Consider the following 21,889-nt stretch of genomic DNA (forward strand, 5'->3'; position numbering starts at 1 on the left):
ATATGATTTCGTAAAATAGTTGAACAACATCGCGGGAGGATAACGAATATGAGTATTAAAGGATTGGCCTATATTGCAGGGGCGTTCGAGCACTCACTGCGTAAGGCTCCGAATAAATCCGTTGCTGCTTTACATGCAGAATGTGCGAAAGGTGCATTAGAAGATGCTGGACTAGCATTTGCAGATGTAGACGGATATTTTTGTGCTGGTGACGCTCCGGGTGGTGTGCTGTCTATGGTCGATTATTTAGGTCTCAATGTACGTCATGTAGATGGTACAGACACTGGCGGGTCATCGTACATTGCCCATGTATCCCATGCTGCACAAGCAATCGCAGCTGGCAAATGTAATGTTGCATTAATTACAATGGCGGGTCGTCCACGTTCAGAGGGCAGAAGTGGTGTCAAACAGAAGATCGTTGGTGCAAATGTTCCAGATACACCGTTTGAACTTCCTTTTGGACCGACTGCTGTCAATGAGTACGCGATGGCTACAATGCGTCATATGCATGAATATGGCACGACAAGTGAACAATTAGCATGGGTCAAAGTCGCAGCTTCACATCATGCCAGGCATAATTCAAACGCAATGCTGCGTGATTTAGTGACGGTTCATGACGTACTTGAGTCCCCTATAATTGCTGATCCATTACATAAACTGGATTGCTGTGTAGTAAGTGACGGTGGTGGTGCTTTAGTTGTCGTAAAACCCGAGATTGCCCAAAGTCTGAAGCGTCCACTTGTCCGAGTGATGGGTTGTGGCGAAGCACCTAAAGGATTACTTGGCGGCAAAACGGATCTTACGTTTACAGGCGCTATTTGGACAGGGCCTAGAGCCTTTGAGGAGGCTGGGGTCTCACCTCAAGATATTAAGTATGCGTCCATTTATGATAGCTTCACAATTACGGTGTTAATGCAGCTTGAAGATTTAGGTTTTTGTGAAAAAGGCGAGGGTGGAAAATTCGTCGCTGATGGGAACCTGATTTCAGGAGTAGGTAAGCTCCCAATCAATACGGATGGTGGCGGGTTAAATAACAATCACCCAGCAAGCCGAGGTGGCATCATTAAAGTGATAGAGGCTGTCCGGCAGCTACGTGGTGAAGCACACCCGCAAGTGCAGGTGGAAGATTGTGACATCGCGTTAGCTCATGGTACTGGTGGCGGATTAGCAAGCCGTCACGGTAGTGCAACACTGATCATGGAGAGGGTGTAGTAGAATGGGAACTCAATATCAAGATAGAACGATGGCGGTCCCTGAGATTCATCCAGAACACAAGGAATATTGGGATGCTGCTGCAGAAGGAAAGCTTCTGATAAAGCAGTGCGATTCTTGTGGTGAGTATCATTATTATCCACGTGTGTTATGCCCGTATTGTATGAGCGAGAAAACGAAATGGAAAGAAGCAAATGGCACTGGTAGTATCTACACTTTTAGTGTGATGCGACGAGGAGTGTCATATGCCATCGCCTTAGTTGAGCTCGATGAAGGTCCAAAAATGATGACAAATATCGTCGATTGTGATCTAGATACGTTGCATATCAATCAAAAGGTAAAAGTGGTATTCAAGCAAAGTGGCGATGAAGATAATCCAGGTTCTTTTGTACCGTGCTTCACACCTGCCTTAGGATTTTAATGAATAGGCTTGCTACTTCGCATAATAAAAAATCAGATTATTGTGAAGATTGTTGATTTTCTATTAATTGAACTGTCACTTTACAGATTCAAAACATACTTAGAAAGGCTAAGAAGAGGAGCGAATTTAAATGATTATCACTAAGGACGTACGCATTATAATGCGTGACGGCGTGCATATCGCTGCAGATATTTACCGTCCTGAAGGCACAGAAAAAGTACCAGCATTACTTGCTCTTAGCCCATACGGTAAAGAACTACAAGCGCAAGCGCTAACATTACCTCCACAAGCACGTCCAAGTCATCTATGGAACGGAGCGATTGAAGCAGGTGACATTCGTGAAGTAGTATCACGAGGTTATGCTCATATTATCGCAGACATACGTGGTACAGGCGGTTCCGAAGGTCAGATGTGCGGTAACTATAATTCTGGTGGTCATGGAGATGGAAAAGATATCTATGACATCGTGGAATGGATGGCTGAGCAAGATTGGTGTGACGGAAATATCGGGATGATCGGTATTTCATACTTTGCATCTGTTCAAATTTTAGGTGCAGCGGAGCAACCACCACACTTAAAAGCAATCTTTGCTAACGGTGGTCACTACGATCTGTATGAGCTTTGTTATCACGGCGGTATCATGTGGTTAATGCCACGTGCTTCTCGTGAAGGACGCGGCGGCGATAGTGGTAATGCATTCAATAACGTTTCAAGTAAGAGCTCGAAAGTATTCACTCCAGGAGAGCTTAAAGAAAAAACGCAAGAGCGCTTAAACGATCCAGATATCTCACATTGGTCAGATTTCGTTCACCTTTTACATTATCAAGATCGGCACGAATTGTGGATAGATTACTTATTAAATCCACTTGATGGCCCATTCTGGCAAAAAGATAGCGCATTAGAAGTAGCCCATAAAGTAGAAATCCCAACTTACTTCCAAGCAAAATGGGGGCGCGGTTGGAACGTTGAAGGCACAATCGAATGCTTCCATAAAGTATCAGGTATTAAAAAGCTTGATGTCCAAGCGCTTCCACCAATGTTAGAGCGTCCATTCCATGAAAGCCATGATGAAATGTTCCGCTGGTATGATTACTGGTTAAAAGGCATTGACAATGGCATTATGGACGAACCAACAGTGCAGTTCTCTGTAGAAGGTTCTTACAAATGGCGTAATGAAGATAACTGGCCATTGCCATATGAAGAAAAGAAAGAGTTCTACTTACGTCCTCGCCATAAAATTAGCGAGAAACCGGAGCCATTAACATCTGAATATGCACATCCAGATGGCTTCTACCAAGCGCCATTAACAGTAACAACAACATCCGAAACGATTAAATGGACGAGTGATAAATTCCTAGAGACTGCAGAAATGACAGGTACAGGGGCATTATATATCCATGTAGAAATCGATACAGATGATACAAACTTCATTGCGAAGCTTTATGAGGTAGATCCAGGTGGCAAACGTACGTTAATGACATCAGGTTATTTAAAAGCATCTCATCGGGAACTAAATGAAGAAAAATCAACATACGGTGAGCCTTGGCATCCACACAACCGTGTGGTACCAGTACCGCCTGGTGAAATTATCGAGTATGCGATTCGGTTATATCCATTCTCATTCTTAATTAAACCAGGACATCGTATTGAACTAGAGCTTGCATGTAACGAACCACTTGATGGAGAAGATGCAAAATTATTACCACCAGATAGCTATCACCTACCGTGTGGACGTGCGACTGCGCACAAAATCTATCGAGATGCAGAGCACCCATCACGTTTAGTATTACCGGTAATTCCTAAAGAATTCGACGTTACAAACAAATTAACCAAATAATGGTGCGCTGAATTGGCTGCATCTCCTGCTAAAGAACATCCACAGCACCTCTTCTTAAATAGAAGGCGTTGAGGTCATAAACTAGATTATAGGGGTGAAAAACATGACAAATTCAGTACGTGTTATACCGATCGAATGTAAATTTGGTCGAACATCTGCGTATGCCTACTATATCGACGCACCGGAGCCTGCACTTATTGATACAGGAATTGCCTCCTCAGCTTCACAGGAAATTGAGAAAGTTCTTGCCGAGCATGGCCTACGAATTGAGGATATACGCTGGATTCTTCTGACTCACGGGCACGTTGACCATCTTGGTGGTGCCCGAGCGATTTGGGAGAAAACAAGGGGGGGCGCAGAAGTTGTGATTCCTCAAAAGGAAGCATATTTACTACGTAATCGTAGTGCACACATTACAGATTACAAACAGCTTCAAGGTCAATACTTGGATGTGGAAACGCAGGAAAAGCATACCGCCATCCTGCTCAACGATATCGGAGAAGATCTGGAGCCAACAGTAGAAGTTGTTGGTGGCGATCGCTTATTACTTGGTGGTGATGTGTCGATTACGGTAGTGGAAACGCCAGGACACTCTATCGGATCGGTGACATTTGTCCTTGATGGCGTGAACTGGGCTTTTGCAGCCGACGCTGTGCAAATGTATGGTGGGGCGCAAAGTAGGATTCCTACAATTGAACACCCTGCTTACTATCGCCAAAGCTTACAGCGTCTTCTCGAAGAAGTGCGTCCGAAGCGCTTGTACTTAGGACATCATTTTAGGAACGCAAACGGAGAGATTGTCAATCCACAGGTAGATGGAGATGAGGTTGCTGCTGTGCTTCGAGCAAGTCTAGAAATGGATGCGAAGCTGGCTGACGTTCTTCAGCGACACTTATCGATAGATGCACAGTTCACTGAAAATGATGGACTATATGGACCGTTTGGATCTATTGCTGATGAGATTGGCTATACAGGGGATCCACGGAACTTACCTTGCGCGTACTTTGTGACGATGCATGGTTATAAAGAAGAACTTATTATTGCATATAAATGAGAGGGGGAAAATCTAAATGATCCAGAAGAAGTTTGAAAATGCAGCAAAAGCTGTTGCAGATATGCATGATGGGGCAACGTTGCTCGTTGGTGGATTTGGGGGAAGCGGATTACCGTCATATCTTGTTGCCGCCCTTGTGGAGCAGGGAGCTAAGGATCTGACGGTTGTATCAAATAATATTGGCGCAGTTAGCGACGGTGTGGCAGCGCTTATTAGCAACAATCAAGTACGAAAAATTATCTGCTCTTTCCCTGTTGGTCCACACGCTGATGATCTGATTGAGCGTCTCAAAAAAGGAACTATAGAATTAGAGATTGCCCCTCAAGGAACATTAGCGGAGCGAATCCGTGCAGGTGGAGCAGGAGTCCCAGCCTTTTACACTCCAACAGGGGCCCACACCGAACTTGGAGAAGGTAAGGAAACGCGTACATTCGATGGGCAAATGCACCTCTTAGAGCATGCAATCAAAGGCGATTACGCTTTTATTAAAGCACATCGGGCTGACCGTTGGGGCAATCTTGTTTACCGGAAAACACAGCGCAACTTTAACCCGGTGATGGCAACAGCGGCAAAAACAACAATTGCTGAAGTAAACGAAATTGTAGAGGTCGGAGAAATCGATCCAGAAACAATCGTAACATCCAGTGTCTTCGTACATCGTTTAGTGCAAGCTGAAGCGCAACATGAAGGGAAGGTGTTAGTGAATGAGTAAAGACCAACAACAAGTAATTGGATGGACAATGCCTGAATTGGCTTCTCGAGTAGCGATGGATCTAGAAGATGGATGGTTCGTGAATTTAGGGATTGGTTTACCGACGCTTGTAGCCGATTTCATTCCTGAAGGTCGAGAAATCATTTTCCATAGTGAGAATGGTCTTCTTGGGTTAGGTCCAAAACCTGAACCTGGTGAAGAAGATATGGACCTTGTGAATGCCGGAAAAGAACCAATAACATTAAGACCGGGTGGTTCCTATTTCTCGCAGTCAGAATCATTTGCAATGATCCGTGGCGGTCACCTTGATGCAGCAGTACTTGGGGCATTCCAGGTCTCTAAGTACGGTGATCTTGCGAGTTGGAAACTTCCTAACGCGACTCTTGGACGTGTAGGAGGAGCCATGGACCTGACTGTTGGCAGCAAGCGTGTTTTTCTCTTTATGCAACATACTACAAATAAAGGAGAGGCGAAAATCGTTGAGGAATGTTCGTTTCCACTGACTGCGCCTCACTGTGTAAATCGTATCTATACAAACCTTGCGGTAATCGATGTGACAGATTATGGCCTTGTCGTACGGGAACTCGCTCCTGGCGTTACATTCGAATACGTGCAGGAATATACTGCAGCTCCTCTTAAGCTACATGCGTCCAGCGACATGCAATCAGAGGCTCTCGAAGTGAAACAATGACTAGGTACACCATAAAACATACAATTGACCGTAGCTAAAAGTAAATAATCCAGGAATGTCAGGTAGCGGATAACCTCTTTGGTTCGGGATGGAATTTTGGAGTTTGTCTTGCTTTAGGAAATTCTAAGCAATTGGGGAGTAGGCCGGTTATTTAAGATTCAAGCGTGTATCTACTATATACGACTGGGGGTTTGGGATGGCTAAAATAAATATTACCGACGTCGTTAATGAAGGTAAATTTAATCGCTTTCATTTGAGGTTATTGATTTGTTGTTGCATCATTATTGTTTTTGATATGTTCGACCTTGTTATATATGGTTCTGTAATACCTATCCTTATGAAGGAATGGTCCATATCACCTGTTCAAGCAGGAGCCATTGGTAGCTACGGATTTTTCGGAATGATGCTAGGGGCCATATTCTTTGGAGTTTTGGCTGATAAATTTGGAAGAAAAAATATCCTTATTTTAAGTGTGGTCCTATTTAGTATCTTTACGTTTTTATGTGCATTCGCACCTGGTCCATTAATGTTTTCTATTTTCCGATTTATTGCTGGAATCGGGATTGGCGGTGTCCTACCAAATGTGATTGCCATCATGACCGATTACGCACCGAAACACTTGCATAACACCATGGTATCAATCGTGATGTGTGCCTTTTCTGTTGGTGGTATTTTGGCAGGTCTTGTAGGTATTTACTTTATACCTCTTATGGGGTGGAAAAGTGTTTACTGGGTATCAGCGATTCCACTTTTGCTCATTCCTTTTGTGGTCAAGTATTTTCATGATTCACCTGCTATTCTTTTGGTGAAAGGCCGAATAGACGAGCTTAGTTTGGTTCTTTCAAAAGTTAATGACAAGGTATCCTTAACATCGGATATGGAGTTTGTAATAAGTACAGAAACAGATAAAAATCCTAGTTCTCCTGTGATTGCATTATTTAAAAATAATCGTGCACTTGGTACGGTAATGATTTGGGTTGCCTTTTTCATGTGTTTGTTAATGATTAATGGGATCAGTACTTGGCTTCCTAATTTGATGTTTAGTGCTGGCTATGCTCTTAGTTCAAGTTTATCCTTTATGATTGTTTTAAATATCGGTGCTATTGTCGGAACGTTAATCCTTGGAGGTCTTGCAGATAGATATGGAGTTAAGAAGGTGCTCGTTCCGATGTTTATAATGGCAGCGGTTTCCTTGACGCTTCTTGGTTTTAAAACTAACATGATTATTCTCTATTTAATAGTTTTTATTGCTGGCGCATGTACAATGGGGGCTCAAAATATTTCATACGCTTTTGTATCACAATACTATCCTTCATTAATTCGCTCAACTGCCATAGGTTTAGCTTCGGGAATTGGAAGAATTGGTGGGATTATAGGGCCGACATTTGGAGGCTTCCTAGTTTCACTTAATTTATCTGCGCAAATGAATTTTCTTTCGTTTGCAATTCCAGGTATTATAGCGGCTATTGCTTTTTCATTGGTTCCTTTAAGGCACGCTTATGACAAAAAAACAAAAGAAATCGATATTGCATAGGAGGGGAATATTTATGAAATCAAAATCTGAATTAAGAATTGCAATTATTGGCGGGGGTATTGGTGGTGCATCAGCTGCGAATGCATTAATAGCGAAAGGAATCCGTGCAGACGTGTATGAGCAAGCACCTATTTTAAAAGAGGTTGGTGCTGGTATCGGTGTCCGTCCGCCAAGTGTAAACTGCTTTAAAAAATGGGGCTTATATGAAGAGTTAGAAAAAGTAACTGCACGAAGTAACCTCATGGAAATTATCCAGGGAGATGACCAAGTATTAATTAGAGAAACGTGGCCAGTATTAACGGGTGACGAAGCAGATGCTTATGCTCGTTTAATTCACCGTGCAGATTTATTAGATTTATTAGTAGCTCATATTCCAGAAGACCAGCTTCACTTAAACCACTGTTTAACGGAAATAATCGACCACGGTAATTATGTAGAAGTGAAATTTGAAAACGGTAAAACAATCGAAGCTGATATCGTAATTGCAGCTGACGGCATTCGCTCACTAGTTCGCAACCAAGTATTAAGCCATGTTGAGCCAGTCTATTCCGGTTACTTAGCACACCGTGTTTTAATTCCTTTCGAAGAGGCTCTTGGTATGGCTTCAGAAGAAAACGTTTTACGTATATACGTAAACGGTGATGATTCATTTTATTTATTACCATTAGAAAGTCGACGACAAGTATCTGTAGATATCACAGTACCTGGCGAGTTCGCATTGCGTCCTGTTTTAACAAAAGAACAAATTATGGATAGCTTTAGAGGTTTTGGACCTACACTTCAAAAAATTGTTGAGAATATCAAGCTAGAAGATATCGTAACGCGTCCATTAAGTGACCTTGAACCACTCTCTAAATGGAGTACAAACACTGTAACATTAGTTGGTGACGCTGCTCACGCAATGCTTCACAACCAAGGCCAAGGTGCAAACATGGCGATCCAGGATGCTGAAGTATTAGCAGAAGCAATTGCTGAAGCAGTTGCTGGAACTATAACACCTGCGGAAAGCTTGCAAAACTATGAAGAGCAGCGTAAACCAATTACAAAGCTTTACCAAGAATTATCTCGTCTATTCCCAACAGACCAAGCAAAGACTGCATTCCCTGAAAAAACTCACTTGTAAAAAAGTGGAGGCTGGTTATTTGCTGCAACATCTAATCAGGCTTCTTGTATAATCCACTTACATCATTAGAAAATATATAGTTTTTTTAGAACGAGGCATGAACTAATATCCAAGTAGGTAATACTCTGCTATTTAATTATAAAATAAAACGGAATAAATGAAAGAAGGAGGTTCTCTAGATGCCTGTACATCCCGAGATAAAAAAAGTGTTAGATTCTATTCCAGTATCTGATGAGAAACAGAAAATCATTCCAGAAGAACATAGAAAAGTGTTCAATGCACCCGTTCTACCTGTTGAAAAACGTGTACCAGTTTATTCTGTTGAAGAAAAAACAATTCCGACTTCTGAAGCGGATATACCAGTAAGAATTTATACGCCGAAGGAAGGAGATTCTTATCCACTTCTAATTTATTTCCACGGTGGAGCATTTTTTTCTGGAAATTTAGAAAGTCATGATGAAATCGTACGCCAGGTTTGCATGGAATCCGGATATAAAGTCATTTCTGTTGATTACCGTCTTGCTCCTGAACACCCATATCCTGCTGCATTAGAAGATTGCTATAACGTCACAAAATGGGCAACAGAACATAAGGATGAATTAAAATGGGATGGGAAGAACCTCGCAGTTGCAGGGGATAGTTCTGGTGGTAACTTAGTTGCTGCCGTTTCTTTAATGGCCCGTGACAAACAGGAATTTATCATTACGAGGCAAGTATTGTATTATCCATCACTAGACCTTGACTTCAGGGAATTTCGTTATCCATCATTAGTGGAAAATGGAAAGGGCTATTTTGTAGAAAGTGATCAATTAGCTGAACATAATTCCTTCTATTTATTAGGAAATGTAGATACTGATAATCCGCTTGTTTCACCAATCCGAGAAGAAAATTTAGAAAATCTTCCAACAGCACTTGTCATCACAGCAGAATATGATCCAATGCGAGATGAAGGGGAACTATTTGCTGAGAATTTTAAAAAATCTGGTGTACATGTTGAAACAAAAAGATACGAAGGTGCAACTCACGGTTTCTTAGGTAAATTCACGCATCTTGATGAATATAAAGACGTTTACAAACGTACAGGTGATTTTTTAAATAAAGAGAACTAAGGTGTTAAAGTATTTTGATAAATAAATAGACTGTCGAGGTTTTCTTGACAGTCTGATGCTACTAACTTATAGTCGCTTTCCTTTTACAAAATCGTAGAAGGTGAATTGTAAACTTCCATTGCCGCCACATATCCGTACGTATTTATCCCAATTGAATTTGAAATAGTTCAAGTCATACTCTTTCAGAGAAATTAATTGGATTGACCCATAATAGAACGTTTTATAAATCTATACTGATACTACGTAAAATAGATAGATAAATTGATTTCTATAACTGCAATATTTTTGAAAGCACTTACAAGTGATTGAACACCCAATGAAAACAATGGTTATCTTTATTAACTCTATTTGACTATGATACCTATAAATAAAATTGAAAATACTGATAGGAACTGGATGATATACGAAGCCGGTCATGGCTCGTAAAATATATTCGTAATGTTTCGAACTTTGTTTTTTGAAGAAACACCCATCATTGATTATTTCCTATTTCTTGGATTATTAATGGGGAATCAATATCCATCGCTTTCTTTACAGAAGGTTAGGCAGCCTCATTAGGCCTTGAAATCCAGATGATTGTAATTTTTACTAATCAACTCGGTATCACCGTATTTTATGATTTATTTTATTAGCTATAACAATACGTGATTTTAAGGAAGGGTGTTTTAATAATGGGAAAACCAAAGTTTTGGACTTATGAGAACAAATTGACCGTAATCTTTTTCTTTCTAATTGGATTCGTATTCTTTGACCGTTTAGCGATTAACTACTTATTCCCAATGATCTCTGTAGATTTAGGACTAAACTACACGCAATTAGGCTTGCTTGGAGCAGCTCTTGCGTTAACTTGGTCAGTCGCTGGTCCACTAGGTGGATTTATTTCAGATAAAGTGAATAATAAGAGAGCAATGTTAACAATTTTAGTATTCGCATTCTCAGTGATTTCATTATTACATGGTTTAGCACAATCATTTGCTATGTTATTCGTGCTACGTCTATTAATGGGTATTGTAGAAGGTCCACTGATTCCGCAAACACAATCGATTTTAGCAATGGAATCTTCGGAGCGTCGTCGCGGATTTAACTTAGGTTTCACAATGAACACAAGTAACGCATTATTCGGTAGCATTTTAGCGCCTGTAGCAATCGTTGCGTTAGCAACTAATTTTAACTGGCATATGGCGTTCTATTTAACGATTATACCAGGGATTATTTTAAGCTTAGTCATCTTAAAAACAGTTAAAAATCCAGATCCAGCGAAATACCATACCATGCATGCTACAAAATCGACTGAAAAAATAAAAGTAAAAGATATTCTTAAGCTCCGTAATATTTGGTTATCCATTATTGTTTTCAGCTTAGTGATGACAGTACTTATGGCATTCCAAATTTTCGGACCAACATATTTAGTCCAAGCAAAAGGTTTATCAGATACGACAATGAGTTTCGTAATGGCTGCATTCGGTGTCGGTTATGCACTTTTCGGTTTCTTAATCCCAATGCTTTCAGAGCGTACTGGTCGTAAATCGGCTTCTTTAGTATCTGGTTTGTTGTTAATTCTCGTACCATTGACAATAGTATTCGTTGATTCAGTTCCATTAATGATGGTTCTTTTATTCATCGGTGCAGCAGGTTCAGGTGTAATTGGTATGTCGATGTCAGTTATTCCTGTTGAGTCCGTTCCATTACAGTACTCAGGTCTTGCAGTAGGATTAACAATCGGTATTGGTGAATTCTTCGGTGGATTCTTAAATCCAATGGTGAATGGAGCTTTAGCAGACATGTATGGTATTCACACACCATTATTGGTAGCTACTGGTGCGGGTGTGCTGGCATTATTATTCTCATTATTCTTCAAAGAAACAGCACCAGCTAAAGTTGACTCAAAGGAAGTGCCATCAACTCCAGAGCAAGAAGTCACATCTAGTATCTAATTTTCTAAAGAACAAATTAGTCCACCTCATCTTTGAAAGATGTGGACTAATCTTGTTCTTATTCTAACTTCATAACAGATTAGGGGGGAATGTGTTGTATAAACAGAATAATATGGAGGTATTTCCCATCATTGTCCCTGCTTCCAATAAACTGAAAAGTTATAACTTTTTCTTAGTGAAACATGGGAATTCCTTAACGTTAATTGATACTGGATTGAACACAGATGATTGCTGGAATTCCTTACAAAAGACTTTAAAGAATCATGATTTCACACTTACTGATATCACGAGGATTCTGCTAACACACCATCATCTGGACCATATTGGTTTAGTCAACCGAATTGTATCTACGCATCCCATTTCTGTATACGCTCATCCTTATGCCATACTTGTACTGAAAAGAGATAAAGAATATACGAAAATGAGAATAGAGTTTTTCAGAAATCTATACAAGGAGATGGGATGTGGGGAAATCGGGGATAAACAAGTGGCTAATTTACGCAATCCTATTATTCTAGGTGAGGATAAAAAAATCCATTGCGAAATCCAAGAAATTACCAATAAACAAATTTTTGGCTTTGAGATTTTGGAAATCCCAGGGCACGCTCCAGACCAGGTTGCCTTTTATGACAAAGAGTGTAAGTGGCTATTTGCTGGAGATTTATTAATTGAAAATATTCCTAGCAATGCCTTCATTGAACCAGATTATGATGGGATCCGTACAAAATCCTTGGTCCATCAAAAGCAGTCATTAGAGAAATGTTCGTCATTGAATGTTGAACTCGTTTTTTCAGGTCACGGTATGATCATAGAAAATCCTGTTGATTTATTAAAAGAAAGAATAAAAGAGATTGATGAAAAAGCCAACAAATACATAAGCATTATTAAATCCGGAATTTCAACCGCAAGTGGAATTGCCCAATTACGATATAAAGAAAAGTATGAAAAGCAGTTTTTCAATATTATGTCTGAAATTATTGGTTATCTAGATTATCTTGAATTACAAGGGGAAATTAATAAGGAAATGGAGAAAGGAATTTGGCATTATTATTGCAACTAAATCATTGAAGGGCCTTATTTATTTTCAATTTTAAAATATGGGGATGGCTTTAGGATTTATGAACTATTAATCATTTAAACTATGTGTGAAGTATAATGGGGGATATGATTAGTTCTCCAATTAACGAGTATTCGGTAGGTAAAGTAACTGCGTTTGGGGTAATGGCCATCCTTTTGAAAAGATTGATACAGACATCGAGGCAAACCTTGCAGATGTCGATTCTGTAGGAGCATGGGCATTAAATAATCCAGATTTTGTTGAACGATTAAAAACGGATGCACAATTAATTGAACCAGGTCGCACAACATTTTACGATAAAGATAGCAAAGGCTACACTGATTACCCACTATTAAATTCTAAGTAAGATGACCAACCGCAGCCAAAAGATTATTTTAGTTTTTAAAAAGTTCAGCTGGAGAACAAACAATATTGCCTATTTAAAGTACGCAAAAGGAAAACCAATTTAACAAGCATTAAAAAACCTTTAAGAAGTTTTTAAAAAGCGAAGAAGACAACAAAATGTGTAGAAGTCCATATCTTGTAAGCACTCCCAATCGATATAAAAAAGGGATTTTTCCTTAACCCGGTGGAAAAGCAGGATGTAAGATTATTTTACGCCTAGTTTGTGATGTCCAAAAATAGTGTAAAGTTACTTACTATTTTACTGTCGATTAAAGGAAAAGGATGGATTAAAAGTTATGCTGTGTTGATCGGGATTTCGCTTGGCTGACTACGATATTCTTTGTTTGAGAAATATTCAATCATCTAGTTCCCAGAATTCTTCACGGGGCTACAAGACTCAATGCTGGTATCGTTATAACGTCTATCCTATTAACATTTCTTTTAGTTTCGAATTCCATCGCTGCGATTGCGGCTATAAAATAAGTGGCACCAGAAAATGTATATATTGATTTAAAAATGGAACTACCTTAAAATGAAAATCAAAGATTACCTTTTCAGGATATCGAATCTTTCTCACTTTATTAAAGAGTGGAAGGATTCCATGAAAGGCATTGTCGTTAGCAGCTCCTTTACGGGACTGCTAACGACAATGCCTTTTTCTTTAACTAAGTCTAATTATAAGAAAGACAAACATTTCGAATAAAATGAATGAATGTTTCCAATGTTTATTTGAATAGTTTGGAACAAGGTAATTTCAATGAACTAGGAGGTCCTATAAAATGGAGTTTGTTACAAGTGTAAACTCATCAGTCAATATTAAAGTAATTGGTATTGGCGGCGGAGGAAATAACGCCGTTAACCGTATGATCGAGCATGGAGTTTAAGGTGTTGAATTTATTGCTGTTAATACAGATGCACAAGCTCTTAATTTATCAAAAGCTGAAGTCAAGATACAAATTGGTGCAGCTTTAACAAGAGGTTTAGGATCAGGAGCAAATCCAGAAGTAGGCAAAAAGGCAGTTATAGAAAGCAAAGAGCAGATCCAAGAAGCATTAAAAGGTACAGACATGGTATTCGTTACAGCCGGAATGGGCGGCGGTATAGGAACGGGTGCTGCTCCTGCCATTGCTCAAATTGCCCGTGAGCTTGATATACTAACCATTGGCGTTGTAACACTAACGTTTGTGTTTGAGGGCCATAAGCGTGCAACACAAGCAGCAGGCGGAATCGTCTCAATGAAGAAAGCAGTGGACACATTAATAGTTATTCCAAACGATCGTTTTTATTGGAGACTTCACATAAAAATACACCCATGCTTGAAGCATTTCGTGAAGCGGATAATGTTCTTCGCCAAAGTATCCAAGGTATATCGGATTTAATTGCTGTACCAGGTTTAATCAACCTTGATTTTGCTGACGTAAAAACAATCATGTCCAATAAAGGATCTGCCTTAATAGGCATTGGCAGGGCAACAGGCAAGCATCGCGCTGTGGAAGCTGCAAAGAAAGCCATTTCCAGTCCGTTACTTAACACTTCGATTAACGGAGCCCAAGGTGTACTAATGAAACTCACAGACGCCAATATAAGTTTTTATGAAGTACAAGAGGCAGCAAATTTTGTTACTTCTGCGGCAGACTCCGAGTTAAATATGATTTTCGGTTCTGTTATTGATGAAAACTTAAAAGATGAAATTATAGTAATTATCACTGGCTTGAATGATCAGGAGATTCTATCATTAAAAATGTCTGCCCGTCCTTCAAAAGCAGAAATGGAAAAAACACTTTCAACAGAGTTCTGAAACAAAAATTTCACGAAGGGAGCCGTATAGGCTTCCTTTTGTCCGTTCTGTTTTTAGCTCCTTAATTAATCGTATGCTGTTAAGGATGACAAGAATCGTACTTCCTTTTTTACTGTTCACTCATTGAAAATGGTACTAAATTAATGATGTGGTAGAAAAAAGTTTAGAAAGGGGGATTTGAGTCAATATTTTGGACACTAAAAAGTTAAATCTTAAGCTGTATTCCTAATTCGATCTTCAATGGCTTGTGGCGTTTGATAGCCCAAGCTGCTGTGAATTCTTTTTCTTTTATACCAACCCTCAATAAATTGAAACATCGCTACTTTAGCTGTTTGATAGTCTAGATATTGTACGTGGTTGACTTCTTCCTTTTTTAATAGGGCATGAAAGGATTCAATACAAGCATTATCGTACGGACAACCTTTCTGACTAAAGGATTGCTTAATTTGATGGTTTTGGATATATGTTGAGTAACGAGAAAATGAATACCCTACTATAAAGTCCCATCGATTGGCATTCTTGAATATTCTCCAACTTCTCTTCAGTGACCAGCAACATCAGCTGGTTTATAAATTCCGTTTGCAGGATCGATTGGTCCGTCATGCCATTTTTCCAGTAAGCCTCCCATAACCGTATGGAAGTTAAAATAATCACCATACTGCTCGACAAAACGACGAAGAACCGGTTCAATTGCCCTGAAATGAGAACAGAAAATAAAGATGAAGCCATGAACGCTTTAGCACGTGCCATATTCTTCGGAAAACCAGGAGAACTTAGAGAACGTGCATTACAAGATCAATTGCAGCGCGCCAGTTCATTAAATCTTATTATTAATGCGATCAGCATTTGGAATACTGTTTATCTATCGCATGCAATTGAACATTCGAAATCTAAAGGAAAATATAAAGAGGATTTGCTTCCTCATATATCCCCGTTGGGGTGGGAACACATTAACTTTCTTGGAGGATATTCCTTTAATTCAAGTAATTCGGGTTCAATTCATACCCTTCGACCACTCAGGACATGAAAACAACCCTGATTTTTCTGCTTAACGTAGAAAAATCAGGGTTTTTATTATTTCTAAAAAATGTATTATTTTATAATGTCCGCGTTTTGTCGGCATGACCCCTAACTGAAGTTGGTATATCAGATTTAGTTTTAATTTATTTGAATGGGTATAATAAATATTTAAGAATGAAGATTTTGATTAGGGATTCTTGTTTGTTTGAACAGATTACTTAATTTTATAGATAGGAGAATGTATATGTTTACTTATGACGCAATAATCATTGGATTTGGTAAAGCAGGAAAAACTTTAGCTGGGAGGCTTGCCAACAAAAATTGGAACGTAGCGATGATTGAAAAAGATCCAAACATGTATGGCGGAACTTGTATTAACATCGCATGCATCCCTACAAAGGTACTTGTCCAAGATGGATTGAAAAATATCCCCTATAGAGACGCCATTGAAAGAAAAGATAAGGTTGTGGAAAAGCTACGAGAAAAAAATTACAAAAGTTTAGCTGATAATAACAAAGTTACCATTTACGATTCAGAAGCAAGATTCCGGTCAGATAAAGAAGTGGAAATAGAATTAAATGGAAAAGGAGAAGTTTTAACTGCCGAACACATTTTTATCAATACTGGTGCAATCAGCAATATTCCACCGTTGAAAGGTGACCTGACTTCAGATAAGGTCCATACAAGTACGTCTCTGATAGATCGTAAACAGCTGCCGCAACAATTGGCAATTATAGGGGGAGGATATATAGGTATGGAATATGCCTCTATGTATCAAACCTTTGGAGCAGAAGTCACCTTGATTACACCAGAAGAGGAACTATTAACTCGTGAAGATCGTGAAATCGCTGCAGAAGTTCAGAAGGTAATGGAAGAAAAAGGAATACGTTTTATATTTGGGTCCAAAGCACAGGAAGTTACAGAGGAAAGTGAAGATAAGGTATCGTTGTCTTTATCCAATGGTCAAAATGTAAGTGCAAATGCAGTACTACTTGCTACTGGTAGAAAACCGAATGTGGAACATCTCGGTCTTGAAAATACGTCAATTGAACTTACAGAAAATGGCGCAATTAAGGTCAATGACCATCTTGAAACAACGGTGAATAATGTATGGGCTCTCGGTGATGTGAAAGGCGGTATGCAATTTACGTATATTTCCTTGGATGACTACCGTATTGTTGAGAACTATTTATTTGGTGAGAAAAAATATTCTCTCAAGAGTCGTAAAAATATTCCCTATTCCATGTTTATTGATCCGCCTTTATCCAGGGTGGGGCTAACAGCCAAAGAAGCAGAAGAAAAGGGTTATGAAATCGCTGAAGGAAAATTGTCTGTTGCATCACATCCGCGAGCACATGTAATTAATGATCTTAGGGGATTATTTAAAGTTGTCATCGATAAAAAAATGGATAAAATTCTAGGTGCCAGCCTGTTTGGACCTGATTCACCAGAATTGATTAATCTTGTCAAACTAGCAATGGATTTGGATGCCCCTTATACGTATTTAAGAGATCAAATATATAATCATCCGGTAATGAGTGAATCATTCAATACTCTATTTGCGGTAGATTGATAAAGCAGTTATTTTCAAATATAAAGGAGAACTGACTAACAACGAGAAACGTGTGAGGATGAAGCTCTTTATATTAAAATAGGTGACTCTGTACTCTATATTTCCCAAGTAGGTTGGTTTTACTGAAGATGAAATGCAATATTTTATGTACTGATCGCTATAAAATCAAAGTGGAATTTATAAATAAATTGTATGCATGATGAAAGGGAGGAATTTCTATTGAAAAGAATATTAGATTGTACAGCATCAGATTTTCAAAAAATGAATGGTCAAGATTTAAAGCAATCGATCAAAGCATCTGAAGGAAGAGTGATGCTATCAGAGACGATGACTTCTGTAGCACCGTTATATCCGAGTGTTACTAATGCTGAACTCGCTGCTGCATTCGGTGCCGATTTATTATTATTGAACTTATTTGACGTCTTTAACCCATCGATTGGAGGATACGAAAGTAATGAGAATGAATTAATCGTTCAGAAAGTAAAGGAATTAACGGGACGCCCTCTAGGACTGAATTTGGAACCAGTTGACTTTAATGCTGAACAAATTGAAAAGCTTGATGCCGTCTCAAAAGGTAGAATAGCTACGGAGGAATCTTTAAGAGAAGCAAAAAAATTAGGTTTTGATTTTATATGCTTAACTGGGAATCCAAAAACCGGTGTAACAAACGATGAAACGATTGTAGCAATTAAGAAGGCACGTGAAGTTTTTGGTAATGAAGGCTTAATCATTGCAGGGAAAATGCATGGTGCTGGAGTCGCAAATGAAACAGGTAACAGCATTGTTTCAGAAGAAGCAATCACAAGCTTTATCGAAGCGGGTGCTGATATCATCTTGATGCCAGCTCCAGGAACCGTACCAGGAATCACTTTAGAGACTATTGAAAAATATGTTCGTTTCGTTCATTCAAAAGGTGCATTAGCCATGCTTACGATCGGCACAAGTCAAGAGGGGGCAGATGAAGCAACAATCCGCCAAATTGCCCTAAATAGTAAAATGGCTGGTGCAGACATTTGTCATATTGGTGATACTGGTTTTTACGGGATCGCAGTCCCCGAAAACATCATGACATATTCAATCGCCATTAGAGGAAGACGACATACTTATGTAAGAATGGCTTCCTCAGTAATGCGTTAAAAGCAGTCTAAAAAAAGTAGATCTTATCTCATTCAAAGAGGCTATCTAAAAGTTTATGCTTTTTTGGATAGCCTCTTAACGTAGTTGAAACGAGGGTTTTCACTCACATTCTGCATATAAGACCAAAATGGCGATTTCTCGCCACTATTACTTACAATACTAGTACTTCTAAGCTATGTTGGAGTTCATTAGTGATTTGCCGTATTCCTTCTGTCAATTGCTGTTTCAATGGTGAAAAATCGCAATTAGTATCGTCCACATGTCAACAGCCCCAATCAATAATTTTTTAAAAAAACATGAACATCTTCGAATAGCATCTTTTAGGATAGTAACGTCTAATTCTCTTCTTTACAAAGCAGGTATTTTTATCAAAAATTCACCCGATTTTTAAATGGCATTAGTAAAAAAATCTTTAAATACCTAAAGCCTTATTTATTTTAGAGTGTTTCACTTATTAAGAAGGAGAGAGGGATTGTAAAATAAAATTTGTTGACGCATCGAGTTACTGGCGGGACGAAACGGGTAAGAGACACATTGTATGGTTTGAAGACGCTATGGCTCGTGTTAGGGGTTAAAACAGATTTTCATAAATAAAAAGGAAGCTATATTGTTAAGTAAAGAAAAACACGCTTTTGATTCCGAATTATTATACGAACTAAAGTCTTATGTCTTTTTACATAAAGTAGAAGGGGAATGGAAAGTATTCAAGAAAGAACCAATCAAAAAAATAGGGAAAAATAATCATGGATCTCCATATCACTATGGACAGAACTAGTAAGACAAATAGCCGTATTGAACAGAAATATCATATTAATCTTGAAAATAACTGAACGGGCATATCGAACTAATGTGTGCATTTTAAAGATCGGTCAATATTCCATAACTCCACAGTTTTTCTTTTTATAGTTTAGTAGAACAAACGAATCATTAGTGTAAGAAACGACATATTTCGAAAATATTTTATGCAATCATGCAACTGTTTTTGTCAAAGAAGATCGAGAATTGGCATTCAGTTGCAATTGATAATCATCTGAATATGTCTTACGATATTATTAATGATTTTTATAATCTAATATTCTTGGATTGACATGATTATCTTCGATCTTAGTAATAAAGTTTAATAAATGGACTTTTATAAAGGAGATGAGTAGATAATTGGATAACTTCATTATTACAAAAAATACATGGAAGCGTTTTGTGGAGGAGGGGATTGTAGATACTTCTAGGCTTTCGAAAAGAATAATAGAGTCATGGTACAGGTCTAAAAAGAATAATGTTAATCCTTATCTTGAAAAAGTGGCTCATATTTTAAGCAATGAAGATCTTTTGAAAAAAAGAGAAGAAAACAATCGCTTATTACAGTTAGCAAGTCCCTATATTAATTCGTTGGACGGTTTTTTAAAAGGAACAGGAACGATCCTAATTTTAACAGATTCTGAAGGATATGTATTAAAAGGACATGGAGAAGATAAAACCATCCAATTTGCAACAGACTTCAATATAATCAATGGAGTTCAATGGAATGAAAAAATGTCTGGAACAAGTGCAATTGCTACTGCATTGGAAATTAATGAACCCATCCATGTTACTGGTGTTGAGCATTTTTCTAAAGCTTTTCATAACTGGACATGCTCTGCTGCACCGATAAAAAATAACCAGGGTAAATTAGTAGGAGTTTTAGCTATTTCTACTATAAGAAAGCAGCTCGATTTAAAGTTGCTTAGTCTTGCTGTATCAACAGCATATGCCATTGAACTACAATGGAAATTGCATCAAGAGAATGAAATGTTGGAACTGCTTAAAGTATTTTATAACAAAATAGAGAATAATCGGGAACAATCCATCGTTATTTGTGACCGTGATGATTATTTTGTAACAGCCAGTTCATCTATCATGGATATGATTAAGGATGAAATTAAAGAGTATAAAACCCAAATTTCAAAATTGGAGAAGATTGGACTTAAGGAAAAGAAAAGAATCCCTATTCACATGAATGGGAAATTATATGGTTATGAAATATATGTGTGCCTAAAACAAGAAAATGAAAATAAGGGAAAAACATTAGAAAATAATGAAAGCGTTTTCAAATTTGCTGGTGAAGGTGGAAGAAGCGAGAAGTTCAGGAACGTTATTAATAATTTGAAAAGAGCATCAAAAACCGACATAACTGTATACATTCATGGTGAGAGTGGAACAGGGAAAGAAATTGCTGCGAAAACGATTCACTTAAATAGTAATAGAAAAAATAAACCTTTTATCGTTCTTAACTGTGGTAGTATTCCTGAACATCTATTGGAAAGCGAATTATTTGGATACGAGGAAGGAGCATTTACTGGAGCAAGAAAAAAAGGACATAAAGGAAAGTTTGAACAAGCTGATGGAGGAACTATTTTCCTAGATGAAATAGGTGATATGCCTTTATCGATGCAGGTTGCTCTATTACGTGTTTTGCAGGAAAAGGAAGTTGTTCCAATCGGGGGAACTCATGCAAGGGTTGTTGATGTCCGAATCATAACTGCAACAAATAAAAGACTAGAAATGCTGGTTGAAGAGGGGAAATTTAGAAGGGATCTATTTTATCGTTTAAATGTTTTTAACATAAATCTCCCTTCACTTAGAGAGAGAAAGGATGACATTCCAAGTCTGGTAAATCACTTTATTAAAACAAAAGACTGGAATGTTAAATTTTCAGATCATATAATGGATTACCTTGCAAATTATCATTGGCCTGGTAATATACGCGAACTTTTCAATGTTCTTGAAAAAATGAAAGTATTAGCCGATGATGGCGAACCACAACTTCATCAATTCTCTCCTTATTTTCTTCAAGGAAATCTGCTAGATCATTCTATTTCATTAAAATACAATAAAAATAAAGAAAAAGATAAAATGATTATAGCATTGGCACAAGCAGAGGGAAATGTAACAAAAGCTGCGGAATTTATAAGTATGCCAATAAGTACATTTTATCGCAAATTAATTAAATATAAAATATCAAGGTGATAGTGAATAATTTATCACCTTTTTTTGTTTCCCTGCAGTATCAATTTCTAGATTAAATTGGACCAGGTTTCTAATACATTAAGGTACAGTTGAAAAAAGAAATCAGCCTGAAACAAGTAAGACTAACAGGGTATCTCCTATGGCTGTGATTGGGATTATCAGAAAGTGTTTAACGCTTAAGGTCTAAAATTCCTTCTTTTTTCTCGCAAATTCTCACCTATTCTCATAAGTTCGCGCTTTTTCTTATATAACATCCGCTTTCCCAATAA

14 protein-coding genes and 4 pseudogenes are annotated in these 21,889 nt (G+C 38.2%); 16 read left to right on the top strand and 2 right to left on the bottom strand.

Translation table 11 applies throughout. The features are described from left to right. The first annotated feature begins 48 nt into the window (after window positions 1-48). The 12 genes and pseudogenes from ACFRAK_RS24120 to ftsZ all read left to right on the top strand — a co-directional run bounded on the left by ACFRAK_RS24120 (window position 49) and on the right by ftsZ (window position 14,887). Window positions 49-1,212 (top strand): thiolase domain-containing protein, encoded by a 1,164-nt coding sequence (locus tag ACFRAK_RS24120; protein ID WP_387595002.1) that lies wholly within the window; start codon window positions 49-51, stop codon window positions 1,210-1,212. Between the two features lie 4 nt (window positions 1,213-1,216). Further along, a complete protein-coding gene (locus ACFRAK_RS24125; protein WP_387595005.1) occupies window positions 1,217-1,633 on the top strand; it encodes a Zn-ribbon domain-containing OB-fold protein in 417 nt (138 codons plus the stop codon). A 130-nt stretch (window positions 1,634-1,763) separates the two neighbouring features. Continuing rightward, window positions 1,764-3,470: a CocE/NonD family hydrolase gene (locus ACFRAK_RS24130; protein ID WP_394572667.1), complete on the top strand. Its 1,707-nt coding sequence runs from the start codon at window positions 1,764-1,766 to the stop codon at window positions 3,468-3,470. Window positions 3,471-3,573: 103 nt separating this feature from the next. Further along, on the top strand, window positions 3,574-4,524 hold the full coding sequence (locus ACFRAK_RS24135) for an MBL fold metallo-hydrolase (protein WP_387595010.1): 951 nt from the start codon (window positions 3,574-3,576) through the stop codon (window positions 4,522-4,524). Between the two features lie 16 nt (window positions 4,525-4,540). After that, complete coding sequence (locus ACFRAK_RS24140; RefSeq protein WP_387595013.1) at window positions 4,541-5,236, top strand: 3-oxoacid CoA-transferase subunit A; 696 nt, start codon at window positions 4,541-4,543, stop codon at window positions 5,234-5,236. Continuing rightward, the gene (locus tag ACFRAK_RS24145) at window positions 5,229-5,927 is read left to right on the top strand and encodes a 3-oxoacid CoA-transferase subunit B (RefSeq protein ID WP_387595016.1); all 699 of its coding nucleotides are present in this window, start codon (window positions 5,229-5,231) and stop codon (window positions 5,925-5,927) included. Before ACFRAK_RS24140 ends, ACFRAK_RS24145 begins: the two co-directional genes overlap by 8 nt. A 196-nt stretch (window positions 5,928-6,123) precedes the next feature. After that, window positions 6,124-7,461, top strand: a complete 1,338-nt coding sequence (locus ACFRAK_RS24150; protein WP_387595017.1) for an MFS transporter — start codon at window positions 6,124-6,126, stop codon at window positions 7,459-7,461. Window positions 7,462-7,474: 13 nt separating this feature from the next. Then, on the top strand, window positions 7,475-8,584 hold the full coding sequence (locus ACFRAK_RS24155) for an FAD-dependent oxidoreductase (RefSeq protein WP_387595020.1): 1,110 nt from the start codon (window positions 7,475-7,477) through the stop codon (window positions 8,582-8,584). 179 nt (window positions 8,585-8,763) lie between these two features. Continuing rightward, window positions 8,764-9,693, top strand: coding sequence for an alpha/beta hydrolase (locus ACFRAK_RS24160; protein ID WP_387595023.1), 930 nt, complete (start codon window positions 8,764-8,766; stop codon window positions 9,691-9,693). A 671-nt stretch (window positions 9,694-10,364) separates the two neighbouring features. Continuing rightward, window positions 10,365-11,627, top strand: coding sequence for an MFS transporter (locus tag ACFRAK_RS24165; RefSeq protein WP_387595026.1), 1,263 nt, complete (start codon window positions 10,365-10,367; stop codon window positions 11,625-11,627). A gap of 94 nt (window positions 11,628-11,721) precedes the next feature. After that, on the top strand, window positions 11,722-12,687 hold the full coding sequence (locus ACFRAK_RS24170) for an MBL fold metallo-hydrolase (RefSeq protein WP_387595029.1): 966 nt from the start codon (window positions 11,722-11,724) through the stop codon (window positions 12,685-12,687). 1,181 nt (window positions 12,688-13,868) lie between these two features. After that, window positions 13,869-14,887, top strand: a pseudogene (gene ftsZ / locus ACFRAK_RS24175) (cell division protein FtsZ). A 212-nt stretch (window positions 14,888-15,099) separates the two neighbouring features. Here the strand turns inward: ftsZ and ACFRAK_RS24180 are convergent. Further along, a pseudogene (locus ACFRAK_RS24180) lies at window positions 15,100-15,342 on the bottom strand (integrase core domain-containing protein); the annotation flags it as partial. Between the two features lie 89 nt (window positions 15,343-15,431). After that, window positions 15,432-15,596, bottom strand: a pseudogene (locus tag ACFRAK_RS24185) (DsbA family protein); the annotation flags it as partial. Here ACFRAK_RS24185 and ACFRAK_RS24190 point away from each other — a divergent pair. The 4 genes and pseudogenes from ACFRAK_RS24190 to ACFRAK_RS24205 form a co-directional block, all read left to right on the top strand. Next, window positions 15,546-15,914: pseudogene (locus tag ACFRAK_RS24190) on the top strand (Tn3 family transposase); the annotation flags it as partial. The pseudogenes ACFRAK_RS24185 and ACFRAK_RS24190 sit on opposite strands and share 51 nt — an antisense overlap. Window positions 15,915-16,151: 237 nt before the next feature. Next, window positions 16,152-17,480, top strand: a complete 1,329-nt coding sequence (locus ACFRAK_RS24195; protein WP_394572668.1) for an FAD-containing oxidoreductase — start codon at window positions 16,152-16,154, stop codon at window positions 17,478-17,480. A 219-nt stretch (window positions 17,481-17,699) separates the two neighbouring features. Beyond that, the gene (locus ACFRAK_RS24200; RefSeq protein ID WP_387595035.1) at window positions 17,700-18,617 is read left to right on the top strand and encodes a DUF7916 family protein; all 918 of its coding nucleotides are present in this window, start codon (window positions 17,700-17,702) and stop codon (window positions 18,615-18,617) included. Window positions 18,618-19,772: 1,155 nt separating this feature from the next. Next, a complete protein-coding gene (locus ACFRAK_RS24205; protein ID WP_394572669.1) occupies window positions 19,773-21,620 on the top strand; it encodes a sigma-54-dependent Fis family transcriptional regulator in 1,848 nt (615 codons plus the stop codon). Window positions 21,621-21,889: the final 269 nt, after the last annotated feature.

Source organism: Peribacillus sp. NPDC056705 (assembly GCF_043656335.1).

Excerpts from the sequence above, each read along its gene's own strand:
- ACFRAK_RS24120 (WP_387595002.1), top strand. The coding sequence starts at position 49 with ATGAGTATTAAAGGATTGGCCTATATTGCAGGGGCGTTCGAGCACTCA.
- ACFRAK_RS24125 (WP_387595005.1), top strand. The coding sequence starts at position 1,217 with ATGGGAACTCAATATCAAGATAGAACGATGGCGGTCCCTGAGATTCAT.
- ACFRAK_RS24130 (WP_394572667.1), top strand. The coding sequence starts at position 1,764 with ATGATTATCACTAAGGACGTACGCATTATAATGCGTGACGGCGTGCAT.
- ACFRAK_RS24135 (WP_387595010.1), top strand. The coding sequence starts at position 3,574 with ATGACAAATTCAGTACGTGTTATACCGATCGAATGTAAATTTGGTCGA.
- ACFRAK_RS24140 (WP_387595013.1), top strand. The coding sequence starts at position 4,541 with ATGATCCAGAAGAAGTTTGAAAATGCAGCAAAAGCTGTTGCAGATATG.
- ACFRAK_RS24145 (WP_387595016.1), top strand. The coding sequence starts at position 5,229 with ATGAGTAAAGACCAACAACAAGTAATTGGATGGACAATGCCTGAATTG.
- ACFRAK_RS24150 (WP_387595017.1), top strand. The coding sequence starts at position 6,124 with ATGGCTAAAATAAATATTACCGACGTCGTTAATGAAGGTAAATTTAAT.
- ACFRAK_RS24155 (WP_387595020.1), top strand. The coding sequence starts at position 7,475 with ATGAAATCAAAATCTGAATTAAGAATTGCAATTATTGGCGGGGGTATT.
- ACFRAK_RS24160 (WP_387595023.1), top strand. The coding sequence starts at position 8,764 with ATGCCTGTACATCCCGAGATAAAAAAAGTGTTAGATTCTATTCCAGTA.
- ACFRAK_RS24165 (WP_387595026.1), top strand. The coding sequence starts at position 10,365 with ATGGGAAAACCAAAGTTTTGGACTTATGAGAACAAATTGACCGTAATC.
- ACFRAK_RS24195 (WP_394572668.1), top strand. The coding sequence starts at position 16,152 with ATGTTTACTTATGACGCAATAATCATTGGATTTGGTAAAGCAGGAAAA.